Consider the following 13,251-nt stretch of genomic DNA (forward strand, 5'->3'; position numbering starts at 1 on the left):
TCAGCTCACCACTCCGGTCATGACGCCCACGGGTACGGCGACGAAGCCGGCCGTGAGCAGCAGCGCGAGGACGTTGGCGGCGGTCTTCAGGGCGCGGTCGCGGGCCCTGCTGCCGACGCCGAGGGTCTGGGCGGCGCTCCAGAAGCCGTGCCGGATGTGCAGGCCGAGCGCGAGCATCGCGACGATGTAGATCACGTCGCCGTACCAGGTGGAGAAGGTGTCCACCACGTTCTGGTAGGGGTGGCCCTCCTGGAAGCCGCCGGAGTGCACGGTGCCGGTGGTCAGGTCCAGGATGTGCCAGACGATGAACAGGCCGAGGATGATCCCGCCCCAGCGCATGGTGCGGGTGGCGTAGCTCGCCCGGGGCCGGGAGTGCACGTACTTGCTGGGCCGCGCCCTGATGTCCCGGCGGCTGAGCTGGTAGGCGGACGTGGCGTGGGCGGCCACGGCGACGACGAGGACGATCCGGATGAGCCAGAGCGTCCACTCGTAGTGCATGAAGGGTTCGCCGACGGTGCGCAGCCAGTGGGCGTAGTGGTTGAACTCGCCCGCCCCGAAGTAGATCTTCAGGTTGCCGATCATGTGCGCGACCAGGTAGAGCAGCATGATCAACCCGCTGACCGCCATGACGGTCTTCTTGCCGACGGTGGAGTCCCACACGGTGCGCGCCATGGACGGCCGTCGGTCCGTCCGCGTTGCCAGTGCCATGTCTCAGCACGCTAGGGCCGAAGGTACCGATCGGTCCAAGACATGGTCCGGCTTGATTCGATAGGCAGGGTCTATTCTGAAACATATGCAGTTCCAGCAGCTCCAGTACTTCGTGGCGGTGGCCGAGACCCGGCACTTCACCCGGGCCGCCGAGCAGGTCCATGTCGCCCAGCCGTCGCTGTCCCAGCAGATCAAGGCACTGGAGCGGGAGCTGGGCGCCGACCTGTTCCTGCGCGCCCGGGGCAACATCACGCTCACCGACGCGGGCGAGGCCCTGCTGCCGCTGGCCCGGCGCATCCTCGCGGACGCGGACACGGCCCGGTACGAGGTGCAGGAGCTGGTGCAGCTGCGGCGGGGCCGGGTGCGGCTGGGGGCGACGCCGAGCCTGTGCACCGGCCTGCTGCCGGACGTGCTTCGGGCCTTCCACGACCGGTATCCGGGGATCCGGCTGCTGATCGAGGAGGGCGGCTCGCACGACCTGGTGCGCGAGCTGGCCCGCGGGGCACTGGACCTGGCGCTGATCGTGCTGCCCCTGCCGACGCCGGCGCCCGCGCTGACCACGGTGGAGCTGCTGCGCGAGGACCTCGTCGTCGTGTCCTCACCGGAGGGGGCGGCGCCGGGGCGGGGCGGCCGGGTGATCGACATCGCCGACCTGGAGGGCGAGCGGCTGGTGATGTTCCGGCACGGGTACGACCTGCGGGAGCTGACCGTCGCGGCGTGCCGCTCCGCCGGGTTCGAGCCGGATTTCGCCGTGGAGGGCGGCGAGATGGACGCGGTGCTGGGGTTCGTGCGGGCGGGGCTGGGCGTGGCGGTGGTGCCGCGGATGGTGGCGGCCCGGGCGGGGCGGGGGCTGCGGGTCACTGCGCTGGCCCGGCCGGGGTTGCAGCGGACGATCGCGTTGGCGCATCGCAGTGATGTGGCTCCGCCTCGGGCCGCTCGGGAGTTGCAGCGGATGTTGCTCGAGCGGTGAGGCCGCGCTCCGGCGGATCCGTCTGCCGGGTGCGCTGCGATTCGGGGCGCGGGTCCGCTGTGGTCGATCGCACAGTTCCCCGCGCCCCTGCGGGGCGCTTCAGCCCGTGGCGTCCGCCAGGGCCAGGTCGTGGAGCCTCTCCGGTGGGCCCGGTCGGGCGTAGTACCAGCCCTGGGCCGTGTCGCAGCCCAGTATCCGCAGCTGTTCGGCCTGGGCTCCGGTCTCCACGCCCTCGACGGTGACCGCGAGGTCGAGGCTGTGGGCCAGGGAGACGATGCCTTCGACGATCTTGAGGTCGACGGGGTCGGCCGGGAACTGCTGCATGCCCTGCGTGAAGGAGCGGTCCAGTTTGAGGATGCTCACCGGCAGGCGGCGCAGGTTGGCCAGGTTCGAGTAGCCGGTGCCGAAGTCGTCCAGGGCGATGTCGACGCCCATCTCGGCGAGGCGGCGCAGCGGTTTGAGGCGGTCGTCGTCGGCGCCGATCAGGGCCGACTCGGTGACCTCCAGGCAGAGGGCGTCCGGGCCCACACCCGCGCGTTCGAGGATCTCGACCGTGTCCTGGACCAGGCCCGGATGGGTGAGCTGGCAGGGCGAGAGGTTGACGTTGATGCGCAGCGGGCCCGCCGTCGTGCGGTCGCCGTACCGTTCTCGCCAGGCACGGGCCTGGCGGATGGACTCCTCCAGGACCCAGCGGCCGAGGGGCACGATCAGGCCCGTGTGCTCGGCGAGCGGGATGAAGCGGTCGGGCCCGAGCACGCCGTGCTGCGGGTGCAGCCAGCGCACCAGGGCCTCGGCGCCGCGGACGCTGCCGTCGCCGAGGTGGACCAGCGGCTGGTACTCGATGAAGAACTCGCCGCGCTCCAGGGCCGTCGGCAGAGCGGTGGTCAGGCCGTGCCGGGTGATCGCGCGGGCGTCGGCCTCGGGGTCGGCCAGTTCCGAGCGGTTGCCGCCCGCCGACTTGGCCCGGTACATGGTGATGTCCGCGCTGCGCAGCACCTCGGCGGCGGTGCGCTCGCCCGCCGGGCCCTCGACGATGCCGAGGCTGCCGCGGACCATCAGGTCACGGCCGTCGATGCTGATCGGGGTGACCAGCGCGTTCATGATGCGCTCGGCGAGCTCGTCGACCTCGCGCTCGGTGCCGGGGCCGGTGGTCAGGGCCACGAACTCGTCGCCGCCGAGCCGGGCCACCATCTCGCCGGGCGCGGTCGCGCAGGACTGCAGCCGGTCGGCGACCTCCACCAGCAGCCGGTCGCCGGCGGCGTGGCCGAGGCTGTCGTTGACGGTCTTGAAGCCGTCCAGGTCGAGGTAGCACAGGCCGAAGCGCTGCCCCTCGCCGGCGCCCAGGGCCTTCTCCAGGCGCTCGAAGAACAGCGTGCGGTTCGGCAGCCCGGTGAGGGCGTCGTGCGTGGCCTCGTAGCGCAGCCGGAGGTTGAGCAGCCGGCGCTCGGTGGTGTCCTCCATGAGGGCCAGCTGGTACTGCGGGTTGCCGTCGGCGTCGCGCAGCAGGGAGACCGTCAGATTGGTCCACAGGACCGTGCCGTCGGGGCGGTTGAACGCCTTCTCGACGTGGTAGTGCTCGCGGTCGCCGCGGACGAGCTCCTCGTAGAGCTTCCAGGTCTGCGGGGCGTCCTCGGGATGCACCCAGTCCAGCACCCGGCGCCCGCGCAGCGACGGCTCCGGGAGGCCGAACATGCGCAGCAGGGCCTCGTTGACCTGAAGGACGTTGCCCTCGAGGTCGGCGATGCCGATTCCTATGGCCGCGCCCTCGAAGACCGCGCGGAAGCGGGCCTCGCTCGCGTGCAGCGCCTGCGCCACCACGCCCTGGGCCTGCAACGCGGCCTGGGCGATGGACTCCTGCTCGGCGAGGGTGCGCTCGCGCAGCGCCTGCGCGTACCCGGCGGCCATCGCGTGCTGCAACCGCGAGGAGCGCATGCGCAGTTCGTCCTGGGGGCCGTCCCCGCCGCAGTACAGCACGAGATAGGCGTCGACGCAGTCCAGGGTGCGGGCGAGCGCCTCGGGGTCGGTGCAGTGGGCGCCGACCAGTGCGGCACCGACCGCTTTCGCCTCCCCTGCGGCGAAGCCGCGGGCCCGCAGCAGCTCGCTCAACCGGCGTGCGAGCGGGAGGAGTTCCGCCTCGAACTCGGGTCGGGTCAGCGACGTGGAGGTGACCGGGAAGACCGCCCGGCTCCAGATCGTCGCGAACCGGCGCAGTCTGTCCTCCGGCCCGTCCGGTTCCGCGGTCACGCCGCGCGCCCCACGCCGGCGAACCCGGAGAAGGCATACGGATCCTCGTCCTCCGGTGCCGACTCCGGCCGCCACAGCGGCGGCGGCACCAGTCCGGGCTCCACCATGTCGTACCCCTCGAAGAACCGTGCGATCTCGTCGCGCGAGCGCATGATCAGCGGATTGCGAATGTCCTTGTATACGTCGACCGCGCCCTCGGCCCGCTCCTGCGGCAACGGGATTCCCTCGTACGAGGCATGGGTCAGGATCAGCAGGCTGCCGGGCGCGAGGGCCGCGCGCAGCTCGGCCACGGCGGCGTAGGGGTCGTCCGCGTCTTCCACGAAGTGCAGTATGGCAACGAGAAGCAGGGCGACTGGCCGATTCAGGTCGATGAGCCGCTGCAGCGGGAGGCTCGCGAGGATCTCCTGGGGCTTGCGCAGATCGGCCGCGACCACGTCGGCGTCCTCGTTGCCCGCCAGCACCGCCTGGCTGTGCGCCACCGCCACCGGGTCGTGGTCGACGTACACGACACGCGCGCCGGGTGCGGCGGCCTGGGCCACTTCGTGGACGTTGCCGAACGTCGGGATGCCCGAGCCGATGTCGAGGAACTGGGTGATGCCCTCGGCGGCCGCGAAGCGCACGGCCCGGCGCATGAACGCCCGGTTGGCCTGCATGACCTTGGGCAGTCCCGGCATGAACTCCATGGCCTTGCGGGCCGCTTCCCGGTCGACCTCGAAGTTGTGCGAACCGCCCAGGTAGAAGTCGTAGATACGGGAAACGCTCGGCACCGAGATGTCGATGCTCCGGGGTGCCCAGGCGGGACGCTCCATGTATCTCTCCAAGGGTGGACGACGGGTAGGCGATCCGGTGTTCGAGCTGAGGCTACTGATCGCCCGCCAATGGAGCGACCTGAAACGGAAATTGACCATCCGTTCCCGGTCACTGCCTGCGGCATGTGCCCGTTCGACCCCGTTCGGTAACCGCTCGCACACAGCGGTCCGCCCCCTCCGTGCGGTGCGGAGGGGGCGGACCTTCGGTCAGGCGCCGGTGGGCGGGGCGATCGACCCTGGGGAGGTGATCCTTACTTGCCCGGCGCGCCGACCGGCTTTCCGTCGGGTCGGACGGCGTACCAGGTGCCGCCCACGCCCTGACCGTTGGTGTCACCGGGCGCCTTGTCGCCGGAGAAGGTGTAGATCGGCCAGCAGTCGACGGTCATCTGCTTGGTCCCGTCGGGCCGGGTGAAGCCCATCAGGCCCTTCTTCTCCACACCCTTGGTGTCGTCGGCCGCCACCGGGGCGACCGCCGGCCACTTCTCCAGGCAGGCGCCGGTGCAGTTGGAGACGGACTTCGGCCACGCCTTGTCCTTCATGAAGCGGTAGACCGTCATGCCGTTCTTGTCGATGACGATCTCACCGAGCTTGGGGTCCTTGCGGACGGACAGCCCGGGCAGCGAGGACAGCGAGGCCTTCTTGCCGTTGGGGGCGAGCGCGAACCACTTGCCGCCCACGCCCTGGCCGTTGACGTCACCGGAGTTGACGTCCTTGGCGTACCGGTACGCCGGCCAGCCCCCGATCGTCAGCTGCTTGGTGCCGTCGGCACGGGTGACCTCGCCGAGCAGCGCCTTGTCGATTCCGGCACCGGCGGTGGCGTCGTCGGCGGGCACCGGGGGCCAGGTGGTGGCGCAGTCGCCGTTGCAGTTGGACTTGGGCGGATTGGCGGTGTCCTTGTCGAACCGGTACAGGCTGAGACCGGAACCGTCCGTCAGCACCTTGCCCAGGTCGGGGTTGCTCGCCACGGTCAGCTTGCCCGCCGGGGCGGCGGGGCTCGGGGAGCTGGAGCTCTGATTGCCGTCGGCCCCGTAACCGTTGCCCGCACCGGTGCCGGTGCCGGGGCTCGTTCCGGTGCCCGGGTTGCCGTAGTCACCCGCCGCGGCCGTGGCGCCCACGTTCTGGGCCGCCGAGGCCGGGGTCGTGGTGTTGTCCTGACCGCACGCCGTCGTCAGCGCCAGCACCGAAGCGGCTGTGGCCACCAGTGAGGCGGTCCGCCAGGAGGTCTTCATCGTCAACTCCCCAAATTCGCCTGGATATTGCAGCGCCTGCTGTGCCGCCGCACGGCCATGGGTACGCAGCGAGGGGGTGCGGGTGTTCAATCCGGCCGGGAAATTTCTTTCCGGAACCTGTGGCGCGTTCCGCGCGGGGGGTCGTACGGCCGTACATATCGGCCGGACGGTCTCCTTCCGCCCGTCAAACCACGGATGGCGCTTTGTCCCTCCTTCGGATCAATCCGGGGGCACTCCGGCGTAGGGCGGCCCCGCGGGACCCATGATCTCCGTCGTGCATGGACCCGAAGTGACCCGACGCGCGCCCGTCCCCCGGGTGTTGGCGGTACTGGCGCTGACCTGGACCCTGGCGGGCTGCCCGGTCGGGAGCGCGTCGGCCGACGCCTGCGCGTACGCCTCGACGGGCCCGGACGGCACGGTGGCGGTGGCCGCGGCGGGGGACCTCGCCCACTGGCCGGCGTTCCCGTCCTGCCCCGAGCCCACGCCGCCGGCCCCACCGCCCCCTCCTCCCCCTCCAACGCCTGCACCCACGCCCACGCCGGCCCCACCACCGCCGCCGAAGCCGACGCCCCGGCCGACACCGGTGCCGAAGGCCCCGCCCAAGCCGGCACCCCCGGCCCGGCCGGCCCCGGTGCCGCCCGCGGCCCGGCCGGTCCCGCCCCCCGCGCCGGCACCGCCCCGCCCGGCCCCGGAGCCCAAGGGGACCCCGCCCTCCCCACGGCCCTCCGTGACCCCGGTGAGCTACCCGGCGTACCACCCGCGGCCGGTGCACCACACCCCGGCCGACCCCACCTCACCGGTCACCTACGTCCTGCTGATCACCGTCCCCGCGATCGTCGCCGTCGCCGCGCTGCGCCCGCGCTGACGCGCCGCCGCTCACTCCAGGAGGCACCTGTTGTCGGATTGGCTTGTTCTCGTCCTCGCGATGCTGGGGGCCTGTGCCGTCGTGGTGGTCATCACCCTCGTACGGCACAGGCGGGCCCCCGAGGACGAGGACCCCAGCGAGACCCCGGACGTCATCGAGTACATGACGATGTGGATCGGCGTCGTGTACGCCATCGTCCTGGGCCTGGCCATCGCGGGCGTGTGGGAGGCGCGCAGCGCCGCCCAGGACCATGTGCAGGCCGAGGCCCAGGCGCTGCACGAGATCTCCGAGCGGGTCCGGGTCTACCCGCCGGCCGTCCGGGACCGCATCCGCGACGACATCGACGCCTATGTCGCGCAGGTCGTGACCACCGAGTGGAAGTCGATGACCGACCACGGGCGGGTGACCCCGCGGGGCACCGAACTCCTGTCACGGGTCCGCCAGGACGTCACCGACTACCGGCCGGCCAACGACTTCGAGGCGCAGGCCTACCAGCCGGTGCTGGACCAGATGGCCGCCGCCGACCAGGCCCGCAACGCGCGCGCGGACTCGACCGGGGCGACCATGCCGTCCGTGGTGTGGTTCGGGCTGCTCTCCGGGGCGCTGATCACCATCGGCATGGTCTTCGCGCTGCAGATCCGGCGCACCCGGCGGGAACTGATCCTGGCCGGGCTGTTCTCCGCGACCATCGCCTTCATGCTCTTCCTCATCTGGGACTTCGACGCCCCCTACAGCCGGGGCATCGCCGCGACCGCGGAACCGTTCCTGACTCTGTTCCCGGGCGTCAAGGGGTAGCGCGCCCGAGTCCACAGGCCTTCGCCCCGGCCTCCTGAAGGAGACCGGGGCGAAGGCCTGTCCCGTGCGCCGCGCTCCGGCGGCCGCCGGAAGGACGACCGGGCATCCGTCAGAACCGCTCGTTGCGGCGTCGCAGCCAGACCACACCCCCTCCGAGCACGGCGGCGCCCACCAGCGCGCCCCCGATGGCCATGTCGGTCGGCGTGGCACCACTCGTGATGCTTCCGCCGAGTCCCCCCTGCACACCGCCGAGCACCGTGAAGGCGTTCGGACGGGTCAGGGTGCGGCCGTTGCAGTTGACCGTGATGTCGTACCGGCCGGGACGGGCGTCGCGGTCGATGTCGGCGATGCCGCGCGAGGTGTCGCCGCGGAAGGGGAAGAGCTGGATGGTGCGGAAGGCCCGCGAGCGGGCCGTACCGCCGCGGCAGCCCTCCACGGTGACGGCGAGCCGGCCGCCGGCGGGGAGCACGTTGGGCGTCGCGATGATGTTCCGGGGGTTGCCGTCCCCCCGGCCGCCGAAGTCGCCCCCCAGGCCGTTTCCGAAGTTGTCGCCGCGTCCGTTGTTGAAGTCGTTGCCCCGGCCACCGCCGATGTTGCCGTTGATGTGGCCGTTGAAATTGCCGTTGATGTGTCCGTTGAAATTGGCGTTCCCGTTGCCCGGGAAGTTGCCGTTCCCCGGGAAGTTCCCGTTGCCGGGAAAGTTGCCGTTCCCCGGGAAGTTGCCGTTCCCGGGGAAGTTGCCGTTCCCGGGGAAGTTGCCTGGGAAGTTGCCGTTGAAGTTGCCAGTCCCGGGGACGATCACCCCGGTGTTGCCGGTTCCGGGGATGACCACCCCCGTGTTGCCGGTCCCGGTGGTGTCCGACGGGCCGCCGCCGTTGCCCATGCCGTCCGCGACGGCCACGGGGGCGGCGGCGAGCCCGAGCACCGCGACCGCCGTGCACGCGGCCGCAAGGGCACGTTGGTTTCGCATGTGATCCTCCGCGGGAGGCACCCCGGGTCCCGTACCCGGGTCGATCGGCGAGAAAGCACCTCCTGACACGACACTCGGGCGCGCGGAACACGCCCGCATGTCGAGAATGGTCCGTCCTGGTGAGCGGACACGCCGCGAGAAAAGCACACAATCGGATATTGCCGCAGGTCACGGACCGTCAGAAAATTCCTCTCGGCTGCAACTCGGATGGCGCACCGAAAGGCCGCCGGGCCACCCGTTCGCCCGCCGACGGCGTCGCCCACCGTCCGCGCGGGACTTAGCGTTTTCCCATGCGCGAGGGACGAGGTGAGGCCGCGCCGAGAAGGGAAGGCGAATGTATGCGTCCGAGTTGGCCGAGCTGGCCGAAGAGGAGGAACGGCGGAGGAAGCGCGCGCCGTGGGGGGTGATAGCGCTCCTTCTGCTGACCGGTCTCGCTCTCCTGCGGAACGGTTCGGGGGAGTTCGACGTCGGCCCGCCGCAACCCGCGTCGGCCGCCGCGCCGGACAGCCGCGTCACCCCCGCCCCGACCGCGTCCGCTGCCGCCGCCGCCCTGCCGTTCTCCCAGCCCGACCGGGTCCGGATCCCCGCGATCCAGGTGGACGCGCCGGTCATCCCCGTCGGCCTCGACGCGAACGGCTGGGTCGGTGCCCCGCCGCCGGACAACGCCAATCTGGCCGGCTGGTTCACCGGCGCCGTCTCCCCCGGCGAGAAGGGCACGGCGGTCGTCGTCGGGCATGTCGACAACAAGCAGGGGCCCGCGGTGTTCTACGGCCTCGGGGCCCTGAAGAAGGGGAACCGGATCGAGGTCCTGCGCCAGGACGGCAGGACCGCGGTGTTCGAGATCTACGGCGTCGAGGTCTTCGCGAAGGCCGATTTCCCCGGCGACCGGGTCTACGGCTCGAAGGGCACACCGGAACTGCGGGTGATCACCTGCGGCGGCGGTTTCTCGAAGCAGAACGGTTACGACGGGAACGTGGTCGTCTTCGCCCGCCTGGTGGCGGGCGCCTGAGGTGCCGTCACCGGGCGGACGAACCGCTGGATGAGTAGTTCCGATGTGGCTCAGTGGTCGTAGGCGGTCAGTGAGCGAGTGATGGGTGCGCCGATGGTGCGGTTGTGCCAGATGGCGCAGGTCATGGCCAGGATCCGCTGGGCCACTCGGACACCGACGCCTTCGATGGTCCGGCCGGCGTGTTGTTCCAGGTCGAGCCGGCCCTTGAGGGTGTTTGAGCAGGCCGGGTCGGTCGGCGGCCAGGTGCGGTTCGTTGTCGATCAGGGCGGCCAGGACCTGCCGCTCGTCGATCTTGGCAGTAGCCGTAGCCGGCCCATCCGGTCAGGTCGGAGCGCTGGACGGTCTCAGGCGAGCGGGCGCACTCGACGGGCGTGGAGTCCACGATCCACACGGGGTCCAGCCACGGATCGCTGTCCGCTGACTAGAACAGGCCGTGCAGGTGGGCGTGGGCGAGGCGCAGCCGGCGGGCCTCGCAGTGGAAGCCCAGCATGGCCTGGGCCACGGCCAGGGTGACCAGCTCCGCGTCGGTCAGCTTCGGCGGTCGGCCACGCCGGCGCGGGGTCTTCAAGCGGTCGTCGATGTGCACGTACAGTGCGGTCAAGAGGGTGTCCAACTCGGTCGTCACAACCCGATGTTGGACACCCTCCCCGCGTCCGTGAACCCCGCATTCGGAACTGATCGTCTAGTACTGGCCCTACCCACCGGGGTCGGGAGGGGCGCTCAGTATTCGTCACGGCGCGGGAGCGGCCCCCGCTCACAACCGGCGGGTGAACTCCTGGCGGTCGGCGAAGTTCTCGTAGCCTGCCTGTTCGAAAGCCATGATCATGGCGATGTTGCCCGCGTCGCAGTCGCCACGGATCTCCTCGGCGCCCGCTTCCACCAGTAGCCGCGTGCCGCGGGCCACCACCGCCGTCGCGTAGCCGTTGCCGCGGCAGGCGGGAGACACAGCCACCAGCCCGATCACCGCGGTCGAGGGGTTTCGGGCGGGGAGGCTGAGGGCAGCCGGCGTGCCGTCCGGAGCGTAGCCGATTTCCCACCACGAGGGCTCGTACGAGAACTCCTCCATGTCCGCGAAGAGGCTCTCCGCGGCACGCCGGGCGCCATGCCGGGCGACCCTGGCGGCGAGTTGGGCGTCGGCGCTGGTCGGCAGCGCCTCGGCGAGGAGAGCGATGAACGGCTCACGGCCCAGACTGGGCAGGGAGTGCCAGGTCAATCGGTCATCGTTCGAAGTGAGTTCTACCCCGGAGCGGCGGCGGAAGCGGCGACCGTCTCGGGCCCGCTCGAAGCCCGCCAGACGGAGAAGTTCGGCGCGCCGTTCCGGCTCCGCCTGGTACTGCGGCGGCTGCGCCGGCGAGTCGGTGACGTGCTCCAGCTCCGTGGCGCCGAGCGAGCCGGCCAGGGCGACGGCCTCGGCCAGCAGGGCCTGGCCGGTGACCAGGCCGGGTTCGTCCCACGGTGTCTCAAGGAGCACCAGGGCCATCGGAACGTCGTTCCCGGGGAGGGTCCACAGCGCGGTGGCCGCGGTGAGCCGACCGGTCTCGTCCTCCGCGACCAGGCACCACTCCGGCCGGGTGCACTTCTTGGCAAGTAGGTCGGTGAGGTAGGCGGCCGTCCCGGCGTTGCGCTCGGGCTGGTCGGCGTGCTGGACGAGGGCAGGTAGTTCGTCTGGACGCGCTATACGTACAAGCATGTACTGGGATCGTCCTGTCTCTCGATGACGTGGCCGCCTTTGCGTGAAATCGCCACCCAGTGGCACCGGCAGGCGATCCCACGGCCCATCGGCGGTGGTCGTGGCCTGGCGCGGTGCGGTGCGGCGCAGGCAGCTCATTCCACCGGGTAGCGCACCACCAACGCCCCCTCCACATCCGTCCCCACCGCCTCGTACTGATGCGGTACATCCGCCGCCCACCGGGCGTGGCCGCCCGGGCCCACCTCGAGCAGAGCGGAGGCGGGACCAACCCGCGCCGTGCCACTGAAGACCAGCAAGTGCTCCACCGTGCCCCGCGCATGAGCGGCCGAGCGCTGCACTGCGCCGCTCTGAATGCGGATGCGATACACCTCCGACACCGCAGCCGCGTCCTGCACGCGGTCCGTCAGCACCGCGTGCACCGCCGCGCCCTGCACCGGGGCGGGGCCGACGACCGTGCTGAGCGGCGCCCCGAGGGCCGTGGTCAGCGCGTACAGCGTCTCCAGGGTCGGATTGCGCCGGCCGGTCTCCAGTTCCGAGAGCGTGCCCTTGCCGACGCCGGAGCGGCGGGCCAGTTCCGACAGCGACAGGCCGCCGTCCTGCCGCAGACGGCGCAGCCGCTCGCCCACCTCCTGGGCCAGTTCCACAGCTTTCCACCCCTACAGCGCCGGTGATGCTTTGTTGTGACGCGCCCAGCGTTCCACAAACAGAACGTTCTGTAAACGGAACGATCGCGGGGATGCGCACGCACCGCGGCTCAGGCGGGTTCGGACGTACTCGTCGAGGCTGCTCCTCGCCTCAGGCCGGGTCAGCGAGCGGGGCTGGAGGCGGTCTTCGGCCCCTTCGGCTGGGCGAGACGAGGTCGGGTGCCTGATGCCACCGAGTCGGCTCCGGTCGAGTACGACCACAACGCACCGCTGGCATCGACCGCCAGCAGGTCGAGCCCGCCCATCCGCTCAGCCGCCTCGTCGACGGCCCGGGCGAGCGCGTCCGGATCCGTGACGTCTGCCTGGACCCCGGGCAGTCCTGACTCCTTCAGCCGCTCTGGATCCCGTCCGCGGACGCCGACACGATCAACCCGCTTGATCCCGCTGGTCCGGGCTTGGTTGGGCGGTGTCGTTCGAGGTTGTTCCGGGTTTCGTGTGGAGGACGTCGCGGGCCTGGTCGGCGGCGCGGGCGAGACTTTCGGAGACGTAGTCGAGGAAGCGGGCGGTGTTCTCCAGGCGGACGGCAGCCGGGGTGCCGGGGCCGAGAATGCCGACGCCTTGGCGGGCGGTCTCGGCGACCTGGGCGGTGGAGCGGACGCTGGCCATCATGGCCTGGTACCAGACATCGTCGTCGATGGCGTAGCGCTCGCGGCGGCGTTCGTCGCGTCCCCGGCGAACGAGGTCCTGGCTCTCCAGGAACGTGATCGCCTTGGAGATGGACGCCGGGCTGACCTGGAGGCGCTGGACGAGTTCGGACGCGGTGAGGCTGCCCGCGTCGCTGGTGCAGAGGCAGGCCATGACCCGGGCCATCATCTTGGGCGTGCCCGAGCCTATGAAGACGGTGGTAAGCGTCTCCTCGTACTCGCGCACCGCCTCGGCGTCGCGTCCATGGGCCGCCGGGGGCATCGTCGCATCACGGGGTGCGGCCGGCCTGCGTCGGCGCGCGCGGCGCTCGGTGGCACGGTGGGCGAGATCGGCACGGTAGGCGGTGGGGCCGCCGTTGCGCATGACCTCGCGAGTGACGGTCGAGGTCGGGCGGTCGAGGCCTCTGGCGATCTCCGCGTAGGCGAGGCCGTCGGCCAGTCCCAGCGCGATCTGCTGGCGTTCCTGCTGGGTGAGCCTGCCTCCCGGCATCGCGGTCCCCTTCGTGGTGCGTGGTCTTTCGTGGTCCCTGGTGGTTGCAGCATAGCCTTCACCGTCAACTCATTGCAATGATCCGACTAGGGGGTGTTGCGTTGCTGTTCAAGTCGTTGCAACG

Annotated in this window: 12 protein-coding genes and 1 pseudogene; 4 read left to right on the forward strand and 9 right to left on the reverse strand. The window is 71.1% G+C overall.

Going from position 1 to position 13,251, the window contains the following annotated elements:
* Entirely contained in the window at positions 1-672 is a 672-nt protein-coding gene (locus ACZ404_RS01010) for a succinate dehydrogenase (protein ID WP_468435815.1), read from the reverse strand.
* A gap of 121 nt (positions 673-793) precedes the next feature.
* Here ACZ404_RS01010 and ACZ404_RS01015 point away from each other — a divergent pair, with 121 nt between their 5' ends.
* Complete coding sequence (locus ACZ404_RS01015) at positions 794-1,678, forward strand: LysR family transcriptional regulator (RefSeq protein WP_468435148.1); 885 nt, start codon at positions 794-796, stop codon at positions 1,676-1,678.
* Positions 1,679-1,777: 99 nt separating this feature from the next.
* Here ACZ404_RS01015 and ACZ404_RS01020 read toward each other — a convergent pair whose 3' ends face one another.
* From ACZ404_RS01020 to ACZ404_RS01030, 3 genes are all read right to left on the reverse strand, one after another.
* Entirely contained in the window at positions 1,778-3,922 is a 2,145-nt protein-coding gene (locus ACZ404_RS01020; RefSeq protein WP_468435149.1) for a putative bifunctional diguanylate cyclase/phosphodiesterase, read from the reverse strand.
* The gene (locus tag ACZ404_RS01025; protein ID WP_468435150.1) at positions 3,919-4,731 is read right to left on the reverse strand and encodes an SAM-dependent methyltransferase; all 813 of its coding nucleotides are present in this window, start codon (positions 4,729-4,731) and stop codon (positions 3,919-3,921) included. Before ACZ404_RS01025 ends, ACZ404_RS01020 begins: the two co-directional genes overlap by 4 nt.
* 251 nt (positions 4,732-4,982) lie before the next feature.
* A complete protein-coding gene (locus ACZ404_RS01030; RefSeq protein ID WP_468435151.1) occupies positions 4,983-5,960 on the reverse strand; it encodes an SCO0930 family lipoprotein in 978 nt (325 codons plus the stop codon).
* Positions 5,961-6,696: 736 nt separating this feature from the next.
* On the opposite strand from ACZ404_RS01030, the gene ACZ404_RS01035 reads away from it, so the two are divergent.
* Together ACZ404_RS01035 and ACZ404_RS01040 are read left to right on the forward strand one after the other, a co-directional pair.
* Positions 6,697-6,825: a hypothetical protein gene (locus tag ACZ404_RS01035; RefSeq protein WP_468435152.1), complete on the forward strand. Its 129-nt coding sequence runs from the start codon at positions 6,697-6,699 to the stop codon at positions 6,823-6,825.
* Between the two features lie 30 nt (positions 6,826-6,855).
* Complete coding sequence (locus ACZ404_RS01040) at positions 6,856-7,620, forward strand: bestrophin-like domain (RefSeq protein ID WP_468435153.1); 765 nt, start codon at positions 6,856-6,858, stop codon at positions 7,618-7,620.
* A 109-nt stretch (positions 7,621-7,729) separates the two neighbouring features.
* Here ACZ404_RS01040 and ACZ404_RS01045 read toward each other — a convergent pair whose 3' ends face one another.
* On the reverse strand, positions 7,730-8,590 hold the full coding sequence (locus ACZ404_RS01045) for a hypothetical protein (protein WP_468435154.1): 861 nt from the start codon (positions 8,588-8,590) through the stop codon (positions 7,730-7,732).
* Positions 8,591-8,924: 334 nt separating this feature from the next.
* Between ACZ404_RS01045 and ACZ404_RS01050 the strand changes: the two genes are divergently transcribed.
* Positions 8,925-9,599, forward strand: a complete 675-nt coding sequence (locus ACZ404_RS01050; RefSeq protein WP_468435155.1) for a class F sortase — start codon at positions 8,925-8,927, stop codon at positions 9,597-9,599.
* A gap of 50 nt (positions 9,600-9,649) precedes the next feature.
* Here ACZ404_RS01050 and ACZ404_RS01055 read toward each other — a convergent pair.
* From ACZ404_RS01055 to ACZ404_RS01070, 4 genes and pseudogenes are all read right to left on the reverse strand, one after another.
* Positions 9,650-10,224, reverse strand: a pseudogene (locus tag ACZ404_RS01055) (hypothetical protein).
* A gap of 129 nt (positions 10,225-10,353) precedes the next feature.
* On the reverse strand, positions 10,354-11,289 hold the full coding sequence (locus ACZ404_RS01060) for a GNAT family N-acetyltransferase (protein WP_468435156.1): 936 nt from the start codon (positions 11,287-11,289) through the stop codon (positions 10,354-10,356).
* A 134-nt stretch (positions 11,290-11,423) separates the two neighbouring features.
* The gene (locus ACZ404_RS01065) at positions 11,424-11,933 is read right to left on the reverse strand and encodes a helix-turn-helix domain-containing protein (protein ID WP_468435157.1); all 510 of its coding nucleotides are present in this window, start codon (positions 11,931-11,933) and stop codon (positions 11,424-11,426) included.
* A 426-nt stretch (positions 11,934-12,359) separates the two neighbouring features.
* The gene (locus ACZ404_RS01070; protein ID WP_468435158.1) at positions 12,360-13,127 is read right to left on the reverse strand and encodes a helix-turn-helix domain-containing protein; all 768 of its coding nucleotides are present in this window, start codon (positions 13,125-13,127) and stop codon (positions 12,360-12,362) included.
* Between the last annotated feature and the right edge of the window lie 124 nt (positions 13,128-13,251).

The sequence above is a fragment of the Streptomyces sp. NPDC030798 genome, from assembly GCF_055572275.1.